Genomic DNA, 18,884 nt, shown 5'->3' on the forward strand with positions numbered 1-18,884 from the left:
TCCCTTACGCCTAGCTTGTTCCAATATATGCTTGTACTTATTTAATTAGAACTTATTCTCTTTTACCATTACGGCTTTTCTGCTTCTTGCTGTGGTTCGAGTGGCGGTACGAGTGTGACACCTAATTCTGTACCAGGTTGTAATAATGTTCCTTCCGCCACACTTTGTTCTGTTACGTATCCTGTACCAGAAGGTTTCAAGTTAAGCTGTAATGTCTTCGCTAAATTCATAACATCACGCAGTGCCCATCCTTGTATATTTGGCATTGTAGGCTTATCTCCTACCAAGAAGACTCGGTCGCCTTTTAATGTTTGTTCAGTCGCTTTTGGTACTTGTTGCTGTACTTTCCCTTCACCTAGTACGATTGGACGAAGTTTTGCTTTATCAATCGCTTTCCCCGCTTCAGCCATCGTTTTACCAGTTACATCTGGAACAGTAGTTTGTTGTTCTTTCAGATGTTTTTTCGGATCTTTCACTTCATTTGGCTTAATCTTTAAATACTCTAAACTATTTTTTGTTACATATTTAAAAATATCAGCTAAAGGTTGTGCGCCGTTCTCATCATCTTTTAATTTCGGCTGTTTAACAGCTACATACACGACAAGTTGTGGATCGTCCATTGGTGCCATACCTAAGAATGAGAATATATAATTCTGCCTTCCTGTCATATAGCCGCCTTTTCCATCCGGAATTTGCGCTGTACCTGTTTTACCACCAACTGAATATCCATCAATTTTATAAGCTGTCCCTGTACCTTTCGGAGATGTAACAACACGTTCTAATAACTGTCTTACTTGCGCTGCTGTTTCCTTTGTAACAGGTTTTCCTACTTCTTCTGGCTTATGTTCTAATTTTACTTTGTCTGTTATCGGATCTACAATTTTATCAATTGCATAAGGTTTCATCATTTTCCCATCATTTGCAATGGCCGTTGCAGCTTGTACAAGCTGAATTGGTGTTACAGTGGAACCTTGTCCAAAAGCTGTTGTCACTTGTTGTATTTGCTGATCAAATAAAATTGTATTCGATCCTTCACCTGATAAATCAATGTTCGTTTTTTCATCTAATCCAAAACTATGAATATATTTTCGGAAACGTTCTGGACCAAGTTTTTGATCTCCTAAAATTGCAAACGCTACGTTCGAAGAACGCTCTACCCCTTCATCAAACGTGATAGAGCCCCAACCAGCACCGCCATTATGATCTTTTATTTTCCTATTTCCGACTTGATATGTCCCGGATTGATAATAATCTTGTCCTTTGTACACACCTTCATTAATAGCTGCCGCTAACGTAAAAATTTTCATTGTTGATCCAGGTTCAAATGCATTGGCAATCGCGTCATTGAAGAAATATTTAATTTGGCGATCATTAGGGTCATAACTAGGTTTAGTAGACATCGCTAATATTTTCCCAGTTTTCGGATCTGCAACAATCCCTATTAAACTTTCTGGCTCATATTGCTTACTTGCTGCTTTCATCGCGTCTTCTAAATAACTTTGGACACGTTGATCAATTGTTAAATAAGCGTTATCTCCATTTTTAGGTGCCTTTACATTAACTTTTCCCCCATCAAGGGACACACCTTTACGATCACCTGTATATGCTACTTCTCCGTTCGAAGCACTTAAGTATTTATCCAAGCTTTTCTCTATGCCAAATTGACCTACCGAGGTTCCATTCTCATTTGGTTTTGCATGACCTATAACGTAAGATGCAAAATCACCGTTGGGATACACCCTTGCATTTTCTGTAATAAAAGATATTCCCGGCAATTTCAACGCTTCTATTTGTTCCTTCTTTTCTTTCGTCAAATCCTTGCCTAACGTTCCAAATTCGACTTGACTTCTACCTTCCTTGTTTAAAGAAGCTAAAATATCCTCTTCGCCTTTTCCAAGTACTCCTGCAATTTTCTTTGCAGTATCTTCTTTATTCTCAACTGAGTTAGCACCTTTTAGTGCAGCTACCATTTTGTAAGAGTTTGCGTCTTGCGCTAACACATGACCGTTTTGATCATAAATGGTTCCTCGGTTCGCTTCAAGAACTCCTTTTTTACTATGCTTTTGTTTAGCAAGTGCATCTAAATCCTGATTATGAACTGTTCCTGTTGATTGTATGTAAAAAAATCGGGCTAATAACAGCAAAAAGAGCAGGAGGAAAAATATCATAAAATAACCTGCTCCCTTATTGGTATGAAATTTAGTCATATTCTTCTTCATCGTTCCTTCACACCTATTGCCTTATTTGAGGCCTTTCACATTATTCGCATTAATTTCTAGCCCGTGTTTTTTTGCAACTTCAGCGATCCGTTCATAGCGACTTAACTTCTCTACTTCAGCTTGTAATTCTTGATTTTCTTTTTGCTGCTGTACAATTTTTTCTTCTATCGTCGCTGCTTCTACATTAACTTGATAAAGGCCTGCTTTATTTCCAATAAACGCGACACAGGCATACAATAAAAAGCCAATAAACGCTACATACAACAGTTTTTCGATTCTTGTAATTTTCGCTTTAACCTTCGGCTTAGCCATCTGCTGTGGGGGCGTTTGAATTTGCACCTCTTCTTGCGCTTGTTGTTTGTACTTTACAGCTAAATTAGTCATACCTCTCTCTCCCTTTTATCGTTTTTCAGCGATTCTCAACTTCGCAGAACGCGCACGATTATTTTCTTCTAGCTCTATATCAGAAGGTAAAATCGGTTTTCTTGTAATAAGCTTTAATTTCGGCTTAAATTCATCAGGAATAATCGGTAATCCTGGCGGCAATTGTGGCGTTGTACTATTTCGCTTAAACGTTGTTTTACAAATACGATCTTCTAATGAATGGAATGTTATAACACTAACCCTTCCACCTGGCTTAACCATCTCAATAGCAGATTCCAATGCTTCTTCAAATACTTTTAATTCATCATTTACAGCTATACGAATTGCCTGAAACACTCGCTTAGCAGGATGCCCACCCGTTCTGCGAGCAGGAGCCGGAATACCTTCTTTAATTAGCTCTACTAATTCTCCTGTCGTTTCAATAGCTTTATTCTCACGATAAGCTTCAATTTTTCTTGCAATTTGTTTTGAAAATTTCTCTTCACCGTATTGGAAGAAAATCCTTACAAGTTGTTCATATGACCAGCTATTTACAACATCGTACGCTGTTAATGGGGCATCTTGATCCATCCGCATATCTAGCGGTGCATCATGATGATAACTAAAGCCTCGTTCTGGTGTATCTAATTGTGGGGATGAAACACCTAAATCAAATAAAATACCGTCTACTTCTGTTATACCTATTTCCTGCAGTTTTTCAGCTAAATAACGGAAGTTACTCTTTACTGTTATAAACTGTTCACCGTATGAAGAGAACTTTTCTTTCGCGTTTTGAATCGCTATCTCATCTTGATCAAACGCTATTAATTTTCCACCTTCAGTTAATTGGGATAATAAATAAGAACTATGTCCTCCTCCCCCCAGTGTACAATCTACATATGTACCATCTGGCTTTATATCTAAGCCGTCTACTGTTTCCTTTAAAAGCACTGTTACGTGTTTAAACATTGTTGCACCTACTCTTTTTCCAATTAATTATGTTGAATGTATCCCTTCCTCTAAACACATATTTCACGCTTAGAGAATGAAATAATACGAAAGAACGACTCATTTAACTTACCAACAAAGGCAACATACTATACAAATCGCTATTTTCTTTTATTATATACTAAATTTTATCATCTTTTGCGGGAATTTAAATAAAAAACTGTCGAAAAAGCGAATAATACGTTTACATTTTGTGCTATTTTGTCATATATTTAAGTATCGAACACAATTGCCATATTTAACACTTTTTTGATTGATAATTCAGAAAAAAATCACTTCACAGTAAATTCAACGGAATAAAAATAAAATCCTGCTCCAAAGAGCAAGATTTTATAGTTTTATAACATGATGTTTTCCGTCCCAAGAAAAAGGGTTTTCCATTACACGATCAACGAAATCCAAACCAAACTGATTTAAATAATAACATACATTCCACACACGTTCTTGCGGTGCACCTAATGGACGAAGTGCGAATTGTATACGGCGGAATTTATTTAGCTGAACCTCATACTTTTTCTCAACATTTCTTTTCAACATTCTTTCCAGCAGTTCAATTTGTTCATTAATTTTCAATTCGTTTTTCCCTGCAAACGCACCTAACCCTGGCTCTATTTTCTTTACAAATTGCTGTAAAGATGTATGAATATCGGCAATTTCTTTTTTCGCCTTTTCAAAATGATCATCAATCGGTTCCTCTATTTGATTAGACAACCAGTTTTCACGCAATTTATCGACATCATTTAAAAACGGATCACTTTCTCTCAATTGCAAATCAAATAAATCCGTCGCTATATCTCTCTCCACATAAGTAATTGTAAGACGAGGAACGACAGGTGGCATTTGAAAACCGACAGTATGGAATACTTGTTGTAATTCACTCCAATAAGCTAATTCTCCTGGACCTCCAATAAATGCGAGCGTAGGAAATACATACTCTTGCATAAGAGGACGTGTTACAACATTATTACTAAAACGTGCCGGATTTCTCTCCATCTCTTCAATCAACTCTTCGTATGAAAAGGAATGCGCCCCATCCTTTCCAACAAACTTACCTTGTTGATCTTCAAGCAATACTCGTTCATTATCTATTTCCATGAATATATGCACTGCATGAGACTTCGTTTCAATAATCGGTTTGTATCCTAGTTCTTTAATTACTTCTTGCTGATTACGAAGCCCCTCTTGTATCTCTTTATACTTACTTATAATTCGCTTGAAAAATGGAATTTCTAACTTTCTTAATTCAGGATGATGTGAATCAACAAGGATTAAACCAGAATTAGCAAAGATTTTCGTAATAAGATGAGCAAAGAAATCTACATACGTATTCGATTTTTTCAAAGCATCATCAACAAATTTTAATACATCCTTTGTAAAATTTGTTTCTGGGTATGTTTTAAAAATCTCTTCAATCCAATTTCTACAATCTTCAACAGAAAGTTCAGACTCAGAAGCACTCGCCTTTTTCGGATTACGGTCATAAAAAATAGTTTTTTTCATCTTTTTATTTTTCGCTACAAAAGTATGGTTAATCTCATCCATATCATGGTCTTCACCCGCAATCCAGAAGACAGGGACAACTTTAACTCCTAAACTTTCTTCCTTTTCCTTTGCAAGCTGTAAAATTGAAATAACTTTATGAATTGTATAAAGCGGTCCAGTTAATAACCCTGCTTGTTGTCCAGCTATAACAACATATGTATTTTCATCTCCAAGCGCTTTTACATTTTGAAGTGTAGATTCTCCCGCTTGTAATTTTGTATTATATTCTAATAAATGCGCTACTAAATCTTGGCGGAAAAACTCCCTTTCACGCAAATCATGTAAACGTTGTTTAAAAGCATCTTCTGTTAACATATAATCAAAACATGACTGTATCTCTTTTTTACCGTTCATATAGTCCGCTACAACACCTTGTTGCGGAACAGAGATTTCTTTTATCTCCATATAATTCTTCCTTTCGTATCCAGTTCTCTCACCAATCCACATTGTAGTCAATGTTTCACGTAAAAGCAAAGAATAACACTTATACTCTTGTTTCTAACCCTTTTATTGCATCGAACAAAAATTGAAGTGTCGGAACTGGTAGTTGCTGTTTCTTAGCTTCTTCTAATACATATCCAACAATCGCATTAATTTCCGTCTGTCTATTCGCTCTTACATCCGCTAACATAGAGGATGTATTACGAGACGTTCCTTCACACACATTTCGTACCATTTGCCATACCATTTCTTTTTCTCCTCTAATAAGAAATGCGACCTCCTGAAACACTTGCTCCATCATTTGATAAAAAAAACGATTCGTGATTAATTCACCATTCTTAACTCCCAATAGTGCTGTCAATGGATTGATACATACATTTACTACTAATTTTTTGTGCATAATCTCTTCCCAATCCGTTTCTATTTGAACTGGAAAATAAGTAACAGGAAAATAACGGCATATTTTCTTGAAATGTATAGATTGACCACAAACCACTCCAAATTTTGTTACCCCTATCCCAGTATGATGAACGATATGCCCTCCCTCTTTTTTCGCACCATGTTCTACAATACCAACAGCTATATTTTCACTCCCTATTTTCAGCATCTTTTGAAGATGCGACATTCCGTTTTGCAAAAAGATTAATGATGATGCCCCTTCCACAAACGGTAGTACGTCATCTATATGATATTGCTTCACAGAAATAAATATATAATCTAAATTTTGTGCTACCATACTTTCTATCGGTAAAACAGATGGATATACTGTTTCACATCTTCCATCTCTAATACAAGTTACACCTGTTTCATTCAACTCTTCAGCCTGCTTAGCCGTTCTTGTAAACAACGTAACATCTTGGTTACTTTTTTGTAAATAAAATGTATACAATAGACCAATAGCACCTGGTCCGACAATTCCAATTTTCATTTTCACACAAGGGATTCACATTAAGCGCCCTTGCCTCCCCTCCTTTTTATATCTTTTTAAAGTACATGAGCACGCCCTATAATTTCGTTGTCCTCTGCCAAACAAATACACTCTCTTTTTTCGCTATGTATAATACTGCCTATTAATACACTTATACTCTTAGTTTAGCAAATCCTCAAAAAAATAATAAAAGAAATATACTCTCTTCTTCATAAAAATAAAAAAATGAGTTATACTATTATTGTAAATATTTTTACTTTTCTGCATTCAACAAGATAACAAAAGGATGTGATGTAATGGGATTCCCAAAAGTTGAGCGCTTGCTCATCAATTATAAAACGTTAGATGAATTCAAAAAATTTAAAGGGTGCGGAGCCCAAGAACTATCTATGCTGGAAGAATTGCAAGCAAACATTATTGAAAACGACAGTGAATCTCCATTTTATGGCATTTATTATGGTGGATCACTAATCGCACGTATGAGTCTATATATGAAAAGAAACGGCGGAGAACCATTCGAAATTACAGGTCCTTACCTAGAACTTTATAAACTTGAAGTATTACCAACTTTTCAAAAACAAGGATTCGGGCAAATGCTTGTAAATCATGCGAAACAAATGCAATTTCCTATTAAAACAATAGCACGTATTCATTCAGCTGGTTTTTGGGATAAATTAAATTTCAACCCCGTATCAGTAACTGATGGTGATTTTTATATTTGGCATCCAGAAACAAATTTGAATGCGGTTACAAACGAAGAATCGGCTTAAGAAATAAAAAAACAGCTGTATAACAGCTGTTTTTTATTTCTTAAGCTTCTCTAACTTCTCATTCGAGCGAGCATTGTTTCTTTCCGCTACCATTACACTTCTTTTTTGATCGATATAATCAAGTAATGTTCTATACTCTTCTTCATATACTGATAATCGCTCCAGAAGGCGCTCTCTTTCTGTTTGTAATGATTCAACTTGTTGTTGCAACACCGTTAAAGAGTTTTCATCTTTATAATTTTGCAAGAAATCAATAACATCATTCAACGTAATTGACGTAGGTTCTAACACCTTTGTCTCTTTCACTTCATAATGTTCTACTTTACGAAGTTGCTTTGCTTCCTCAATACGTTCTTTATATTGCTTTCTTACGTAAGAATTCCACCTAAACCCACATGCTGCTGGTGTACGAGATAAATTTTTTCCCACTTCCTTAAAGGCAGAAAGTTGTGTTCCACCTTCTCGAATATGCCGGAGTACTACTTCTGCCAGAAGCAAATCTTCATCATCAGTCCAAGCATCTTGTCTTGTTGTCGCCATCTCTCTAGTCCTCCCTATGCATTTTTTATTAAGCATATGCAGTTACTAGAAAAGATAGAATACAACAACTAAAGATTAAGACAAAAAAAATAAACGCAGAAGATATCTTCTGCGTTTATTTTCCCGCAACTACTTGCTGATTACTTCTTTACCTTTGTAAGTACCGCATGCTTTACATACACGGTGAGCTAATTTCGCTTCACCACAGCTTGGGCACTCTACCATACCAGGTACTGATAATTTGAAATGCGTACGACGCTTTCTTTTTACTGTTTTAGAAGTTCTTCTAAAAGGTACAGCCATTCTTCCCACCTCCTTAAAAGAAATAGTTATTTTCATATGAAGGCCTGAACCAGTCTTCCGATTATTTGTCAAAAAACTTTGCAAGTCCTGCCAATCTTGGATCAACAGTCTTTTCTTTGTCTTCTTCCGAAATCACTTGCCAGTCTTGACCTTGCGTCGGTGCTCCACCAGAAACATCATCACTGAAAATTTGCATTGGAATCTCCAAAAGTATATTTTCCTTGATTACGGGCAGTAAGTCAAGTACTTCTCCTTCTAAAGAATGAATTTCAGCTTCAGTTTCAAATTCTTCTTGTGAAGTTTGGAACACCTCAGTTGTTTTAATGTCAAATGGTAATGTCACATCTACTAAAGAGCGAGAACATGGTAAAACCATGCTTCCAGTTATATGTAGATGAAACGTAAACTTACCGGAGCCAAAATCAACTCTTCCCGTTACATGAACAGGATTAATTTCACGAATATCTTTCTCGACCTCTTTTAGCTCACTTACATCTACCATCTCATCCAATGTCAATCCTTTATTTCTCAATTTATTCAATTGATGGATGGACCATTTCATATCATATCACCTCAAGGCAACAAACAAAATTATAGCTAGCCATTTTATATTTGTCAATGTTTTTTCTTTACACTATAATGAAGTCATCATAGTAAATAATATATAGAGTATCACGTTTTTCAAAAAGATGCTACATCGAAAGGAGAGATTACCATAAAAGCTGGTGGTATTGTTGTTGAATATAACCCTTTTCATAACGGTCATCTTTATCATGTGCAACAGACAAAAAAGTTAACACAATCCGATATAATAATTGCCGTTATGAGTGGTCCTTTTTTACAGCGTGGTGAGCCCGCACTCATTTCCAAATGGTATCGCACTAAAATGGCCTTAGCAAACGGCGTAGACCTTGTTGTAGAGCTTCCATACGTCTTTGCAACACAAAAGGCTGAAACCTTCGCAAATGGTGCTATTTCCATTTTAAATGCCCTACGTGTTTCCGAAATTTGTTTCGGTAGTGAGGATGGACAAATCGAAAATTTTTATAATACCATCTCCATACAAAAAAACGAAGAAGAGACTTTTAACTGCCTTGTAAAACAATTCATGGACGCTGGTAATAGTTATGCAAAAGCAACATCGGATGCTTTCTCACACATTTTAACATCTGAAAAAAACATAGATATGTCACAACCAAATAATATTTTAGGCTTCCAATATATGAAAGCAATTCTGTCACAAAATAGCTCTATACAAGCTCAAACTATAAAAAGATTTGCCTCTCATTATCATGATGAAACATTTAATGACCAACATATTGCAAGCGCGACAAGCATCCGAAAACAACTCTTTAGCGAAGAAGGATCATTTACAACAATTGAACCTTTTCTCCCACAGGCAACCACTTCGCTTTTAGCAAATTACAAACAAAACTACGGGATATTACATAATTGGGAACAATACTTTTCATTTTTTAAATATAGACTCATGACGATGTCTCCAGGGGACTTACGACATATATATGAAATAGAAGAAGGTTTAGAGCATCGTATTTTATCAAAAATACAAAACAGTTCCTCCTTCTATTCATTCATGGAAGCATTAAAAACAAAACGTTATACATGGACTAGATTACAAAGAGCTTGTACACACATTTTAACAAACACAACAAAAGAGGATATACGTAGCGCAAATATAGAACAACACGCACCATATATTCGCCTGCTAGGCATGTCACAAAAAGGACAAACTTACCTTTCAAAAAATAAGAAAAAAATCGAACTTCCAATCCTTACTCATACAAAAACATTCGACCATGCCGCTTTAGATATAGAGAAAAAAGCAAACTCTGTATATTTCTCCATCATGCACGAACCGTTACGCACACAACTATTAAAACAGGATATAACACACCATCCTATTCGCTATGATGAAACAACTACAAAATTCCTATAAAAAACCTCTCTATTTCAGAGAGGTTTTTTCCTTATCCATCTTTTCTAAATATGTTAACGCATCATCCAGCGTATCCACTGGTACAATTTTCATTTTTGTTTTAATATCCTTTGCAGTCTCAAGTGCATCTTTATAGTTCGATTTCTCCGCACCTTTTTCATTTGGCGCAAAGAACACTTCAGCCCCAGCATCGCTAGCAGCCACCACTTTTTGATTTATACCACCAATCGGGCCCACTTCTCCTTTTTCATTAATTGTACCTGTTCCAGCTATTTCATGTCCTTTCGTTAAGTCTTCTTCCACAAGTTGATTATATATTTCTAATGTGAACATTAAACCTGCGGATGGTCCACCAATTTCATGAGAATTAATTTTCACTTTCGGATCGACCACTAATTCTCTTTCCGTAACGATAGAAACACCTATACCGACACGTCCATTCCCATTAGGAATCGTCTTTACATTTAAATTCTCTTTCAATTGTTTTCCATTTCTCATGTACTCAATACTTACAGCATCATTTTCTTTTTTCCCTGTCATATATTCAATAAATTGCTCCGTCTTTTCAAACGTTTTTCCGTCAACAGCTATAATAACATCACCAAGCTTAAGCTTTCCTTCTGACGGCATTCCTTTTGCCACACCAGCAACTAATACACCTTTATTTTCAAAAGATACTGAGCGATTTGCACGTTTATATGCATTATAAATTGCTGCATTTTGTGAATCTTTCATCGCATAATTTTGGCGAAATTGATATTCTTCATCACTCTCACCTTTTTGCAATATTTCTTCCGCTTTCGAAATATGTGTATATTTATTAAACTGTGCCGCTATTAAATTCACCACATTTGCTGGTCCCATTGAAACCGTAACAAGCATAAAATCACCAGATTCTTTCGTTCCACCCTCAACTTGAACATAAGGCTCTAATTTGGCAGCCATTCCTGGTTTTGTTATATAATACGGTAAACGTACGTAAACAAGTAACATCGCCAATATAACCCCTATTAAGATTGCATATATAAACCGAAAACGCTTAAACATTATGTTTCTCCTTCCACTGCTCAATTAATAAATAAATATTTGAAATATGTTTTTCTGCTTCTACTTCTCCAACTCGAATAATGTCTTCAATGTTTGTAAAAGCACGTGAACTAAATTGCTCTACAGCTGGTCGCATCATTAAATCCGATGCAATTTGCCGATTCATTACAAGCTCATGCTGCATAATTTCAATACTTTGCATGATTACGTCATAAATGGACGTAACATCGCCATTTACCTTAATTGGAGATACATCAACAGCGATAACAATATCAGCCCCTAACTCTTTCACAACCGATACTGGGATGCGATCAATGACTCCACCATCCACTAATAATCTTCCATCTATTTTTTCTGGTACAAACACTCCAGGAACAGATATGCTAGCCCTCACCGCATCTGCAACTGGCCCACTTGTAAAAACCACTTTTTCCCCCTTCAATATGTCAGTAGCCACAACAGCCGTCGGGATATCTAACTCTTCTAAATTTTTATTATATGTAAACATTTTAATCATATCTTTGACACGTTTTCCAGCAATAAATCCCATTTTCGGTACCGTGAAATCTAAATAATACTTCCGCTTAAAAACAGATGCCAATTTATACAATCTTTCAACGTTACTACTTGCCGCATAAAACGTACCTATTAGCGCCCCCATACTACTTCCTGCAATCATGTGAATAGGGATACCCGCTTCCCTTAAAACCTTTATTACACCAATATGAGCAAACCCTTTCGCTCCTCCAGACCCAAGTGCTAAACCAATCTTTGGTTCTTTCATTTTTCTCACCCTTTAATTTTTTTCATTCCTTTTTCATACTTATGGTCTAAATTCACTACGTATCCACGTATACTGAAATGAACGTTTTTTGGGACAAAGGGGGATTTACTTACATGTATGAAAAATGGAAAACCGCTTTCCTTACCATATCAACGCTATTTTTAACCTTTTCTCTTGTACTCCACCCCCAAGCCGCTTTGCAAGCTTCTATTCGCGGGTTAAATATATGGTGGGAAGTTGTATTCCCTTCACTACTACCGTTTTTCATCATTGCGGAACTTCTAATTAGTATCGGTGTTGTAAAATTTATTGGCGTTATATTAGAACCACTCATGCGCCCACTTTTTCGCGTTCCAGGGATAGGCGGATTTGTTTGGGCGATGGGAATGGCTTCTGGTTTCCCTGCAGGCGCCAAATTAAGCGCTAGACTACGAAAAAGCAATCTTTTAACTCAGATTGAAGCGGAGCGCCTCGTTTCTTTCACAAATTCTTCTAATCCACTTTTTATTTTCGGTGCTGTGTCTATCGGTTTTTTTAATAATCCGAAATTAGGAATTATATTAGCCGCTGCCCATTATTTCAGTAACTTTGCTGTCGGATTAATTATGCGTTTTTACGGCGATAATACCGCTTACAAAATTAATACACACACTACAAAAAAACGTCGCTTTCAAAACCCTTTTTTAATCCTTCACGAGACACGCTTACAAGAAAAAAGACCAATTGGTAAATTACTTGGGGATGCCATTGTTTCTTCTATTCAAACATTACTTATGATTGGCGGATTTATTATTTTATTCTCTGTGTTAAATAAAATGATTACTGTATTTCACATTACAGCAGCTCTTTCTTTTATTATGCAACATATTTTATCATTCTTCCAACTAAGTACAGATTTTAGTATACCTATATTATCAGGTATTTTCGAAATGACACTCGGAAGCCAAATGATTAGTCAAATAAATGAAACACCGCTCTTACAACAAGCTATGGTAACAAGCTTCATTTTAGCATTTAGTGGTCTTTCTATTCAGGCACAAGTTGCTAGCATATTAGCTGAAACAGATATCCGATTTAAACCCTATTTTTTCGCACGAATTATTCAAAGTATTCTTGCCCCTATTTTTACATTTGTATTTTGGACACCATTTTATGAGAAAGTGAGTTCTTTCTCGCCTATGCCAAAAGATATTCCTGTATTTTTATCCGAGCATCCTTCTATACTACATGAAATTTGGACATCTTTTATACATTATGGACCAATTTTCACATTATTTTGTCTATACTTATATGTTATTTTATTATTTTTGCGCACATATAAAGAAAAACCCCGTTCACTTTAACGGGGTTTGAAACTTTTCTTTTAAAGCACGTTCTACAATAGGAGGTACAAGATCTACTACACTTCCTCCATACCTCGCAACTTCTTTTACAATACTCGAGCTTAAAAATGAATATTGATTGTTTGTCATAATAAAAAATGTTTCAATATTTTCATCTAATTTTCGATTCATAGAAGTAATTTGCATCTCATATTCAAAATCAGAAACTGCTCGTAAACCACGTAATATTGCATTTGCATTACGCATTTTTGCATACTCTACTAATAGCCCACTATGCGAATCTACTTTTACATTCGGGATATCCTTTGTCGCTTCTCGAATTAATTCTAATCGCTCTTCAACTGAAAAGAATGGTTTTTTTGATGAATTGTTTAAAACGACTACGTACACCTCATCAAATACTTTTGCTCCCCTTTTAATAATATCCAGATGCCCAAGGGTAATTGGATCAAAACTTCCTGAAGAAATAGCTATACTTGTCATTCTGTCCCCTCACCTTCATACTTATAAATCGATATTGCAGTAATCCCATAATTCTCAGCTCGTACTTTTACAAGCCTTCCTATTGAATTAGGTAAAACTACATCATTACCATGCTCTGCCATAATTAATCCATCACTATGTAGCAATCCATGTTGATCCATTATACTAATTAAAGATACAATTTTTTGCTCTTTATATGGAGGATCTATCAATATAAGATCGAATGACATTTCACGTTTTATTAGCGCCTTTACTGCACGTTCAGCATCATTTCGATATACTTCAGCTTGTTCCTGTACTCTACAACTTTCTAAATTTTGATGAATTACTTTTATCGCTTTACTATCCCGATCAACAAAAATTGCTTTATCAATCCCTCTGCTCAAAGCCTCAATTCCAAGACCACCACTACCACCAAATAAATCAAGGGCGATACCACCATCAAAATAAGGACCTATCATATTAAAAATAGATTCTTTTACTTTATCTGTCGTTGGACGTGTTGTATTACCAGGAACCGCTTTAAGTGGGTGTCCTTTACATTTTCCTGAAACTACTCTCATCTGTTGTCACTACCTTTATTTCAATCTATCGAGCGATTATAGAAAGCCATTCCCACTTCGGTAACCGTTAACAAACCACATTCACCTAACTATAGGAAAACTCGGCCTCAAATAACCTCTCGTTATTTTTATGTATTCATCTCATCATTCACTAATATGAACCCAATATGTATATTAGTTCCACTTTATCTTTTTTATCCTATCACAAAATAAAAAAAAGAAAAATAAAAAGCCCAACATAAAATTTAATTTCATTATGTATATCTTCATTTAGATTGGACATAAATAATTATAACAACATCACCTTCGATGTTGTTGCCAACCGCGGAGAAGACTTACGTTTCCCCATAAGTTCTTCCTCCGGTTTCTCCTCTCCCTTTGCCTTCTTACTAGTACATGCTAGTATAAGAAGGGCCCTGCTATGCAGGGTTTTTTTTCTTTGTGTGCTTTTCATTTAAAAAGTGAAATGGTACAGTAAAAGAAAGAGGAGGAAAAGATATGATTCAACGCTTTATAGAACTTGGAGAAGGCTACTCTGATTTATATGAATTACTTGAAATTGCCAAAACAAATCAAGAACGTATAGCACATATGTTACAATTTGAAACGATAAAAAACGATAAAAAAGTATGTTCGCTTGTTGTAATATTAAAACCAACTACTACTGGTGATTTCCAACCATTATACATATGTCGTGAAGGCATTCCTGTATTTGAAAATAAAAAAAGTAAACGTGTCATTTTATTTGAAGAAACGGCGGAACAACTCGGAAAAAAAGTGGCTACCTTTACTGTAAAACCATCTACAACTTTCCCAGAAAAAGAACTATTTTTTAATCATTTAATTGGTATTTTACGAATGAACAATTTCATTCCTCCGATGAAATAACACGTTATTTCAAGTGAAAAATCCCCGGCTAAATTTAGCCGGGGATTTTTTCTATTAGCTATAATCGTATTCTTTTGCTCGATCAGGACGGGAATTTTCAAATTCCGTTTTTAAATACGGGCGATACGACTGTTCTATCTTTTTCACAAAAGGAAGTTTGTTCAACTTATGCATCATATGCTCAATTTGTTCCATATCACAATATACTACAGCATATTTTAATCGTTTTGATATGTAATGTATGTTACCATATTTCCTTAAAATCTTGGCATGTTTCAATGAATGTAAATAAACAATCATACTTTGTCGTTGCCCGAACATAATCTTCTCCATCTTCTCCTTTTAAAAACATATATTTTATATTCTATGAAAACCAATCAGAAATTTATAACATTACAGGACAAACTCTGTATACGTTTTCTTCCAACTTCTAAAAAACGGGGTACATCACCCCGTTTTTTTACAACCACAACCTCCGCCAGTACCACAACCTCCACCACAGCCACCAGCATCAAAGAATGGATTTCCTGTTGGCACTTTAATGGAAGAAGACACTTCCGAACCGATTGCTACACTAACTTCGTCTAATAACTTCTGCAAAGCAGTTTCTGCTCTTTTAAAAGCTGCAACCTTATCATGTAAGTCCACAGAACGCTTTAATTCTCTCATTTTCATTGACACGGTAGTATAGTCAGGATGGTATTTTCCAAAACGCTGTACTTCCTCATACCGTTCTTTCATCGCTGTAAATTGCTGAATGAGCGTCTGAAGTTCCATATCTTCATGTAATTCTCTATAATACTTACGATAATCTTCTGCTATATCTGAACAGATAATCGCTTTTGCAAGCTGCTCTGCCTTATCTAATATTAATACGCTTTCTAGCGTCGCTACAATCATGAGAGACACCTCCGAGTATCCATCATACCACATTTAGATTAGAACTACTAATTGAAGTGACTTACTCAAAAGAAAGATATAATGAAACTATTTTTACACTATATCCGTACACACTTATACATTAATATGTTCCGCTATATTATATTTAAGAACATCCCACTTTCCACTATTTTGTTTCACATAACTAATACACGCATTTTTTAATGGTGTCTTAAATGTAATTTCATCTGGTTCAATGGCATGTAAAATCGCTTTTATCGCGTGTGAGTGAGCAACAATAATAATACGTTTGCCAAAATGAGTTGTCGCAACATCTTCTAAAGCAGCAAAGCAACGAGCTACAATCTCTTCATCTCGCTCCATACCTTCTACTTTACCTTCAGCAATCAACTCTCTAACAGCCGCAACCGGCTTCCCTGAAGCTTCTCCAAAATTCCGTTCAACAAATCGCTCATCTAATAAAATCGATTGTAATCCAACTGTCTTTGCAATTTCATTAGCCGTTTCTTGCGCTCTAATTAACGGGCTACTTATAATGATATCCCACGTTTCTTCTTGTAAAGCAGCTGCACTCTGACTCGCTTGCTTCTTACCAACTTCATTAAGCGGAATATCTTCTCGCCCCTGAATAATTTCTTGAAAATTCCAATCAGTTTGTCCATGTCGTACTAAACAAATTTCCGTCATGCTGCAACTCCTTTTTAAATAATCAACCTCTATTGTAACAAAAGTTCTGCATGACGGACATATTTTTCACTTCCAATTAGGTTGCATTTTGTTGCTTCATATACTGAAACATATCAATCATGATCGAAGCAACGGCCAATTGATTTTGAAACTTTTCCACTTTATCTGGTATTGTTTTTTTGAAATGTTGCATCGCCGCTAACTCAAAAGCCTCTTTTTCTTCAGGATTTCGTGTTAATTTTCTATACCAGTACGGTTGCTCTCTAATATAGCGAGATAAATCCTCATCAGCCTTTATAAACTCCATAATTTCTGCTCTCATCATCCTTCCCCCTAATCCTTTTGAAAGAAAAACGGGTTATTTTCTGAAGTACTTTGCTCTTGCTGCGTACGGTTACCTTGAAATTGCTGAATAACTTGTTGCACGCTCCCAATTGCACTCGTCACATTGGCTAAATGGTTCTGCATTTGTTCCACGTCCAACTTTTTAAAAAAAGAAAGCATTTGCCCCATCACATCAGCAGTTTTTTCCTCTTCAGTTCGATTATCTTTTTCTTTTTTATTTTCTTTTACCGAAGAAAACGCAGGCGCTCCATCCGGTCTATAAGTTGCCCATATTGGATCTTCTTCACCAAGTAAGTACCATTCTTCATAAAATTGTTGCCATGTTTTATGACCACTTCTAACCTCATGAACCATTTTAGGGTGATGGTTTACAAATTCTTTAAACTGTTGAACCGATGGATGTAACGGTCCTTTTGTTGTTGGCATAATCCTCACCTCTCCATGTATATCTACTATATAGTAAGAAAAAAAAGGCGCATGGTTCGCCTATTTTTAGACGATTCATGCACCTTTTTTTCTGCTATTTGCATACGGTCAGATTCCCATCTACAATTCAGTGAATACGAAGTAACTAATTTGGTGATGTTAACACCCCACCGCTTACAATTTCACTTTATTTTCGAATAAAGTTTTGTGTATAAAATTTATCGTATACACCAACACCTAATCCTGTAAATTGTTCATTTAATAAATTCTTTCTATGCCCCTCACTATTTAACCAACCTTGCACTGCCGCAATTCCATCACTATGTTGCGCCGCTATGTTCTCACCAGCAAGTTGAAATCCTACTTTCCCGCGCTGCAAACGATCTCCTAGTGTACCTAATGTAGGTGAGTCATGAGAAAAATAATTATTGTCTTTCATATCTTTACTGTGACCAACAGCAACATCTGCTGTTTCCTGATCCCATGTTAATAATGGTAATTTATGACGACTTCGAATGATATTTGTTAAATCAAAAATTTGTTGCATATTCCCATTTTCTACTTGTTTTATTTTTTCTGGAGTCAATGGTTGTTCTGCTATTAATTCACCTGAATAAACGAGCTGATACGGTCTTTGGCGTAATAAAGTTTCATCATCCATATAACGAACACCAACAAGCTCATGTGTAAATTGATCAAAATACAATTGCGCCCATCCATCTTCTACAGGTATTAACGGTTGTTCCATGACTTCGGTATCAGATAGCTCAAATTGATAACTATTTTTCCCTCTTTTTAATGAAATTTCATGCGAAAGCGGACTTTTTTTATATACTTCTTCATATTTTTCATTTATATAATAAGGTGGAACCTTAACTTGTTCACCAGCTGCGTATGCCGTTACAACTTTACGTTCAGAAACTCCAAATTGAACATACTGAGTTAAATCCTGGTTGTATACCCACCATTCATATCCGTATGCAGATGGCTCTATTCGAGAGGGTTCTCCCCACTTCGCTAATAAGTTTTCAGAGTCTTCACCAATCATATTTAAAACAGTGTCTGAGGAGTCTTCCTTAATTTGCTTTTTCTTTTTCACAATTTTATTTTCTTGCTTTGATTGAGATGGGGTTAATATATATTGTGAAACGAGTAATTTCCCGTATAAATCAACAGCTAAAATTAAAAATGTAATCATTACGATACGCAATAATTTCTTCAAACGATATACCTCCTGAACAAAACATAAAATTGAGATATACACAAATCCTTTTCTTTCTTTTTGTGTGTACCGTACTCTTTTCACTATATCATATTTTTGTGAAAAAAGTCTGGATTATCCCTTTT

The 18,884-nt window shown here is 35.6% G+C and carries 22 protein-coding genes; 4 read left to right on the forward strand and 18 right to left on the reverse strand.

All coding sequences use genetic code 11. The features are described 5' to 3' along the window. Positions 1-68: 68 nt before the first annotated feature. The 5 genes from GBN91_RS00710 to panE all read right to left on the reverse strand — a co-directional run bounded on the left by GBN91_RS00710 (position 69) and on the right by panE (position 6,501). Entirely contained in the window at positions 69-2,219 is a 2,151-nt protein-coding gene (locus GBN91_RS00710) for a penicillin-binding protein (RefSeq protein ID WP_000739960.1), read from the reverse strand. Positions 2,220-2,240: 21 nt separating this feature from the next. Then, positions 2,241-2,603 carry a cell division protein FtsL gene (gene ftsL / locus GBN91_RS00715; protein WP_000182804.1) on the reverse strand — a complete coding sequence of 121 codons (363 nt, stop codon included), beginning with the start codon at positions 2,601-2,603 and terminating at the stop codon, positions 2,241-2,243. Positions 2,604-2,618: 15 nt separating this feature from the next. After that, entirely contained in the window at positions 2,619-3,551 is a 933-nt protein-coding gene (rsmH, locus tag GBN91_RS00720) for a 16S rRNA (cytosine(1402)-N(4))-methyltransferase RsmH (RefSeq protein ID WP_000472508.1), read from the reverse strand. Positions 3,552-3,920: 369 nt separating this feature from the next. Beyond that, on the reverse strand, positions 3,921-5,537 hold the full coding sequence (gene bshC / locus GBN91_RS00725; RefSeq protein WP_006928286.1) for a bacillithiol biosynthesis cysteine-adding enzyme BshC: 1,617 nt from the start codon (positions 5,535-5,537) through the stop codon (positions 3,921-3,923). 79 nt (positions 5,538-5,616) lie between these two features. Beyond that, entirely contained in the window at positions 5,617-6,501 is an 885-nt protein-coding gene (gene panE / locus GBN91_RS00730) for a 2-dehydropantoate 2-reductase (RefSeq protein ID WP_033687782.1), read from the reverse strand. A 296-nt stretch (positions 6,502-6,797) separates the two neighbouring features. On the opposite strand from panE, the gene GBN91_RS00735 reads away from it, so the two are divergent. Continuing rightward, positions 6,798-7,271 (forward strand): N-acetyltransferase, encoded by a 474-nt coding sequence (locus tag GBN91_RS00735; protein WP_000506694.1) that lies wholly within the window; start codon positions 6,798-6,800, stop codon positions 7,269-7,271. 33 nt (positions 7,272-7,304) lie between these two features. Here GBN91_RS00735 and GBN91_RS00740 read toward each other — a convergent pair whose 3' ends face one another. From GBN91_RS00740 to GBN91_RS00750, 3 genes are all read right to left on the reverse strand, one after another. Then, positions 7,305-7,811 (reverse strand): RsfA family transcriptional regulator, encoded by a 507-nt coding sequence (locus GBN91_RS00740; RefSeq protein WP_000246467.1) that lies wholly within the window; start codon positions 7,809-7,811, stop codon positions 7,305-7,307. A gap of 129 nt (positions 7,812-7,940) precedes the next feature. Then, complete coding sequence (rpmF, locus tag GBN91_RS00745) at positions 7,941-8,114, reverse strand: 50S ribosomal protein L32 (RefSeq protein ID WP_001984764.1); 174 nt, start codon at positions 8,112-8,114, stop codon at positions 7,941-7,943. A 61-nt stretch (positions 8,115-8,175) separates the two neighbouring features. Beyond that, entirely contained in the window at positions 8,176-8,676 is a 501-nt protein-coding gene (locus tag GBN91_RS00750; protein ID WP_000872149.1) for a YceD family protein, read from the reverse strand. A gap of 213 nt (positions 8,677-8,889) precedes the next feature. Here GBN91_RS00750 and GBN91_RS00755 point away from each other — a divergent pair, with 213 nt between their 5' ends. Next, the gene (locus tag GBN91_RS00755; RefSeq protein WP_002182932.1) at positions 8,890-10,071 is read left to right on the forward strand and encodes a nucleotidyltransferase; all 1,182 of its coding nucleotides are present in this window, start codon (positions 8,890-8,892) and stop codon (positions 10,069-10,071) included. A gap of 9 nt (positions 10,072-10,080) precedes the next feature. On the opposite strand, the gene GBN91_RS00760 is transcribed toward GBN91_RS00755, so the two are convergent. Both GBN91_RS00760 and GBN91_RS00765 read right to left on the reverse strand, forming a co-directional pair. Then, positions 10,081-11,118, reverse strand: a complete 1,038-nt coding sequence (locus GBN91_RS00760) for a SepM family pheromone-processing serine protease (protein ID WP_000476280.1) — start codon at positions 11,116-11,118, stop codon at positions 10,081-10,083. Further along, entirely contained in the window at positions 11,111-11,902 is a 792-nt protein-coding gene (locus GBN91_RS00765; RefSeq protein WP_000662588.1) for a patatin-like phospholipase family protein, read from the reverse strand. Before GBN91_RS00765 ends, GBN91_RS00760 begins: the two co-directional genes overlap by 8 nt. Before the next feature lie 113 nt (positions 11,903-12,015). Between GBN91_RS00765 and ylbJ the strand changes: the two genes are divergently transcribed. Beyond that, entirely contained in the window at positions 12,016-13,245 is a 1,230-nt protein-coding gene (gene ylbJ, locus GBN91_RS00770; protein WP_000273082.1) for a sporulation integral membrane protein YlbJ, read from the forward strand. On the opposite strand, the gene coaD is transcribed toward ylbJ, so the two are convergent. Together coaD and rsmD are read right to left on the reverse strand one after the other, a co-directional pair. Beyond that, a complete protein-coding gene (coaD, locus tag GBN91_RS00775) occupies positions 13,237-13,728 on the reverse strand; it encodes a pantetheine-phosphate adenylyltransferase (RefSeq protein ID WP_000200601.1) in 492 nt (163 codons plus the stop codon). The two genes, ylbJ and coaD, sit on opposite strands and share 9 nt — an antisense overlap. Then, on the reverse strand, positions 13,725-14,291 hold the full coding sequence (gene rsmD / locus GBN91_RS00780; RefSeq protein WP_001266978.1) for a 16S rRNA (guanine(966)-N(2))-methyltransferase RsmD: 567 nt from the start codon (positions 14,289-14,291) through the stop codon (positions 13,725-13,727). The genes coaD and rsmD overlap by 4 nt, the downstream gene beginning before the upstream one ends. Positions 14,292-14,789: 498 nt before the next feature. Between rsmD and GBN91_RS00785 the strand changes: the two genes are divergently transcribed. Next, on the forward strand, positions 14,790-15,179 hold the full coding sequence (locus GBN91_RS00785) for a DUF7147 family protein (RefSeq protein WP_000616017.1): 390 nt from the start codon (positions 14,790-14,792) through the stop codon (positions 15,177-15,179). Positions 15,180-15,233: 54 nt separating this feature from the next. Here the strand turns inward: GBN91_RS00785 and GBN91_RS00790 are convergent, their stop codons facing one another. The 6 genes from GBN91_RS00790 to GBN91_RS00815 all read right to left on the reverse strand — a co-directional run bounded on the left by GBN91_RS00790 (position 15,234) and on the right by GBN91_RS00815 (position 18,759). After that, positions 15,234-15,500, reverse strand: coding sequence for a YlbG family protein (locus GBN91_RS00790; protein WP_002082261.1), 267 nt, complete (start codon positions 15,498-15,500; stop codon positions 15,234-15,236). Between the two features lie 126 nt (positions 15,501-15,626). After that, entirely contained in the window at positions 15,627-16,079 is a 453-nt protein-coding gene (locus GBN91_RS00795; protein ID WP_000634366.1) for a YlbF/YmcA family competence regulator, read from the reverse strand. Between the two features lie 114 nt (positions 16,080-16,193). After that, a complete protein-coding gene (locus tag GBN91_RS00800) occupies positions 16,194-16,766 on the reverse strand; it encodes a histidine phosphatase family protein (RefSeq protein WP_000134946.1) in 573 nt (190 codons plus the stop codon). Between the two features lie 76 nt (positions 16,767-16,842). Further along, the gene (locus tag GBN91_RS00805) at positions 16,843-17,088 is read right to left on the reverse strand and encodes a YlbE-like family protein (RefSeq protein ID WP_001200990.1); all 246 of its coding nucleotides are present in this window, start codon (positions 17,086-17,088) and stop codon (positions 16,843-16,845) included. Between the two features lie 11 nt (positions 17,089-17,099). After that, positions 17,100-17,537 carry a YlbD family protein gene (locus tag GBN91_RS00810; protein WP_001143346.1) on the reverse strand — a complete coding sequence of 146 codons (438 nt, stop codon included), beginning with the start codon at positions 17,535-17,537 and terminating at the stop codon, positions 17,100-17,102. A 187-nt stretch (positions 17,538-17,724) separates the two neighbouring features. Next, a complete protein-coding gene (locus GBN91_RS00815) occupies positions 17,725-18,759 on the reverse strand; it encodes a CAP domain-containing protein (protein WP_000735378.1) in 1,035 nt (344 codons plus the stop codon). Positions 18,760-18,884 lie beyond the last annotated feature (125 nt).

This window comes from Bacillus sp. B1-WWTP-T-0.5-Post-4, from assembly GCF_009183795.1.
GTDB classification, from domain to species: domain Bacteria; phylum Bacillota; class Bacilli; order Bacillales; family Bacillaceae_G; genus Bacillus_A; species Bacillus_A cereus.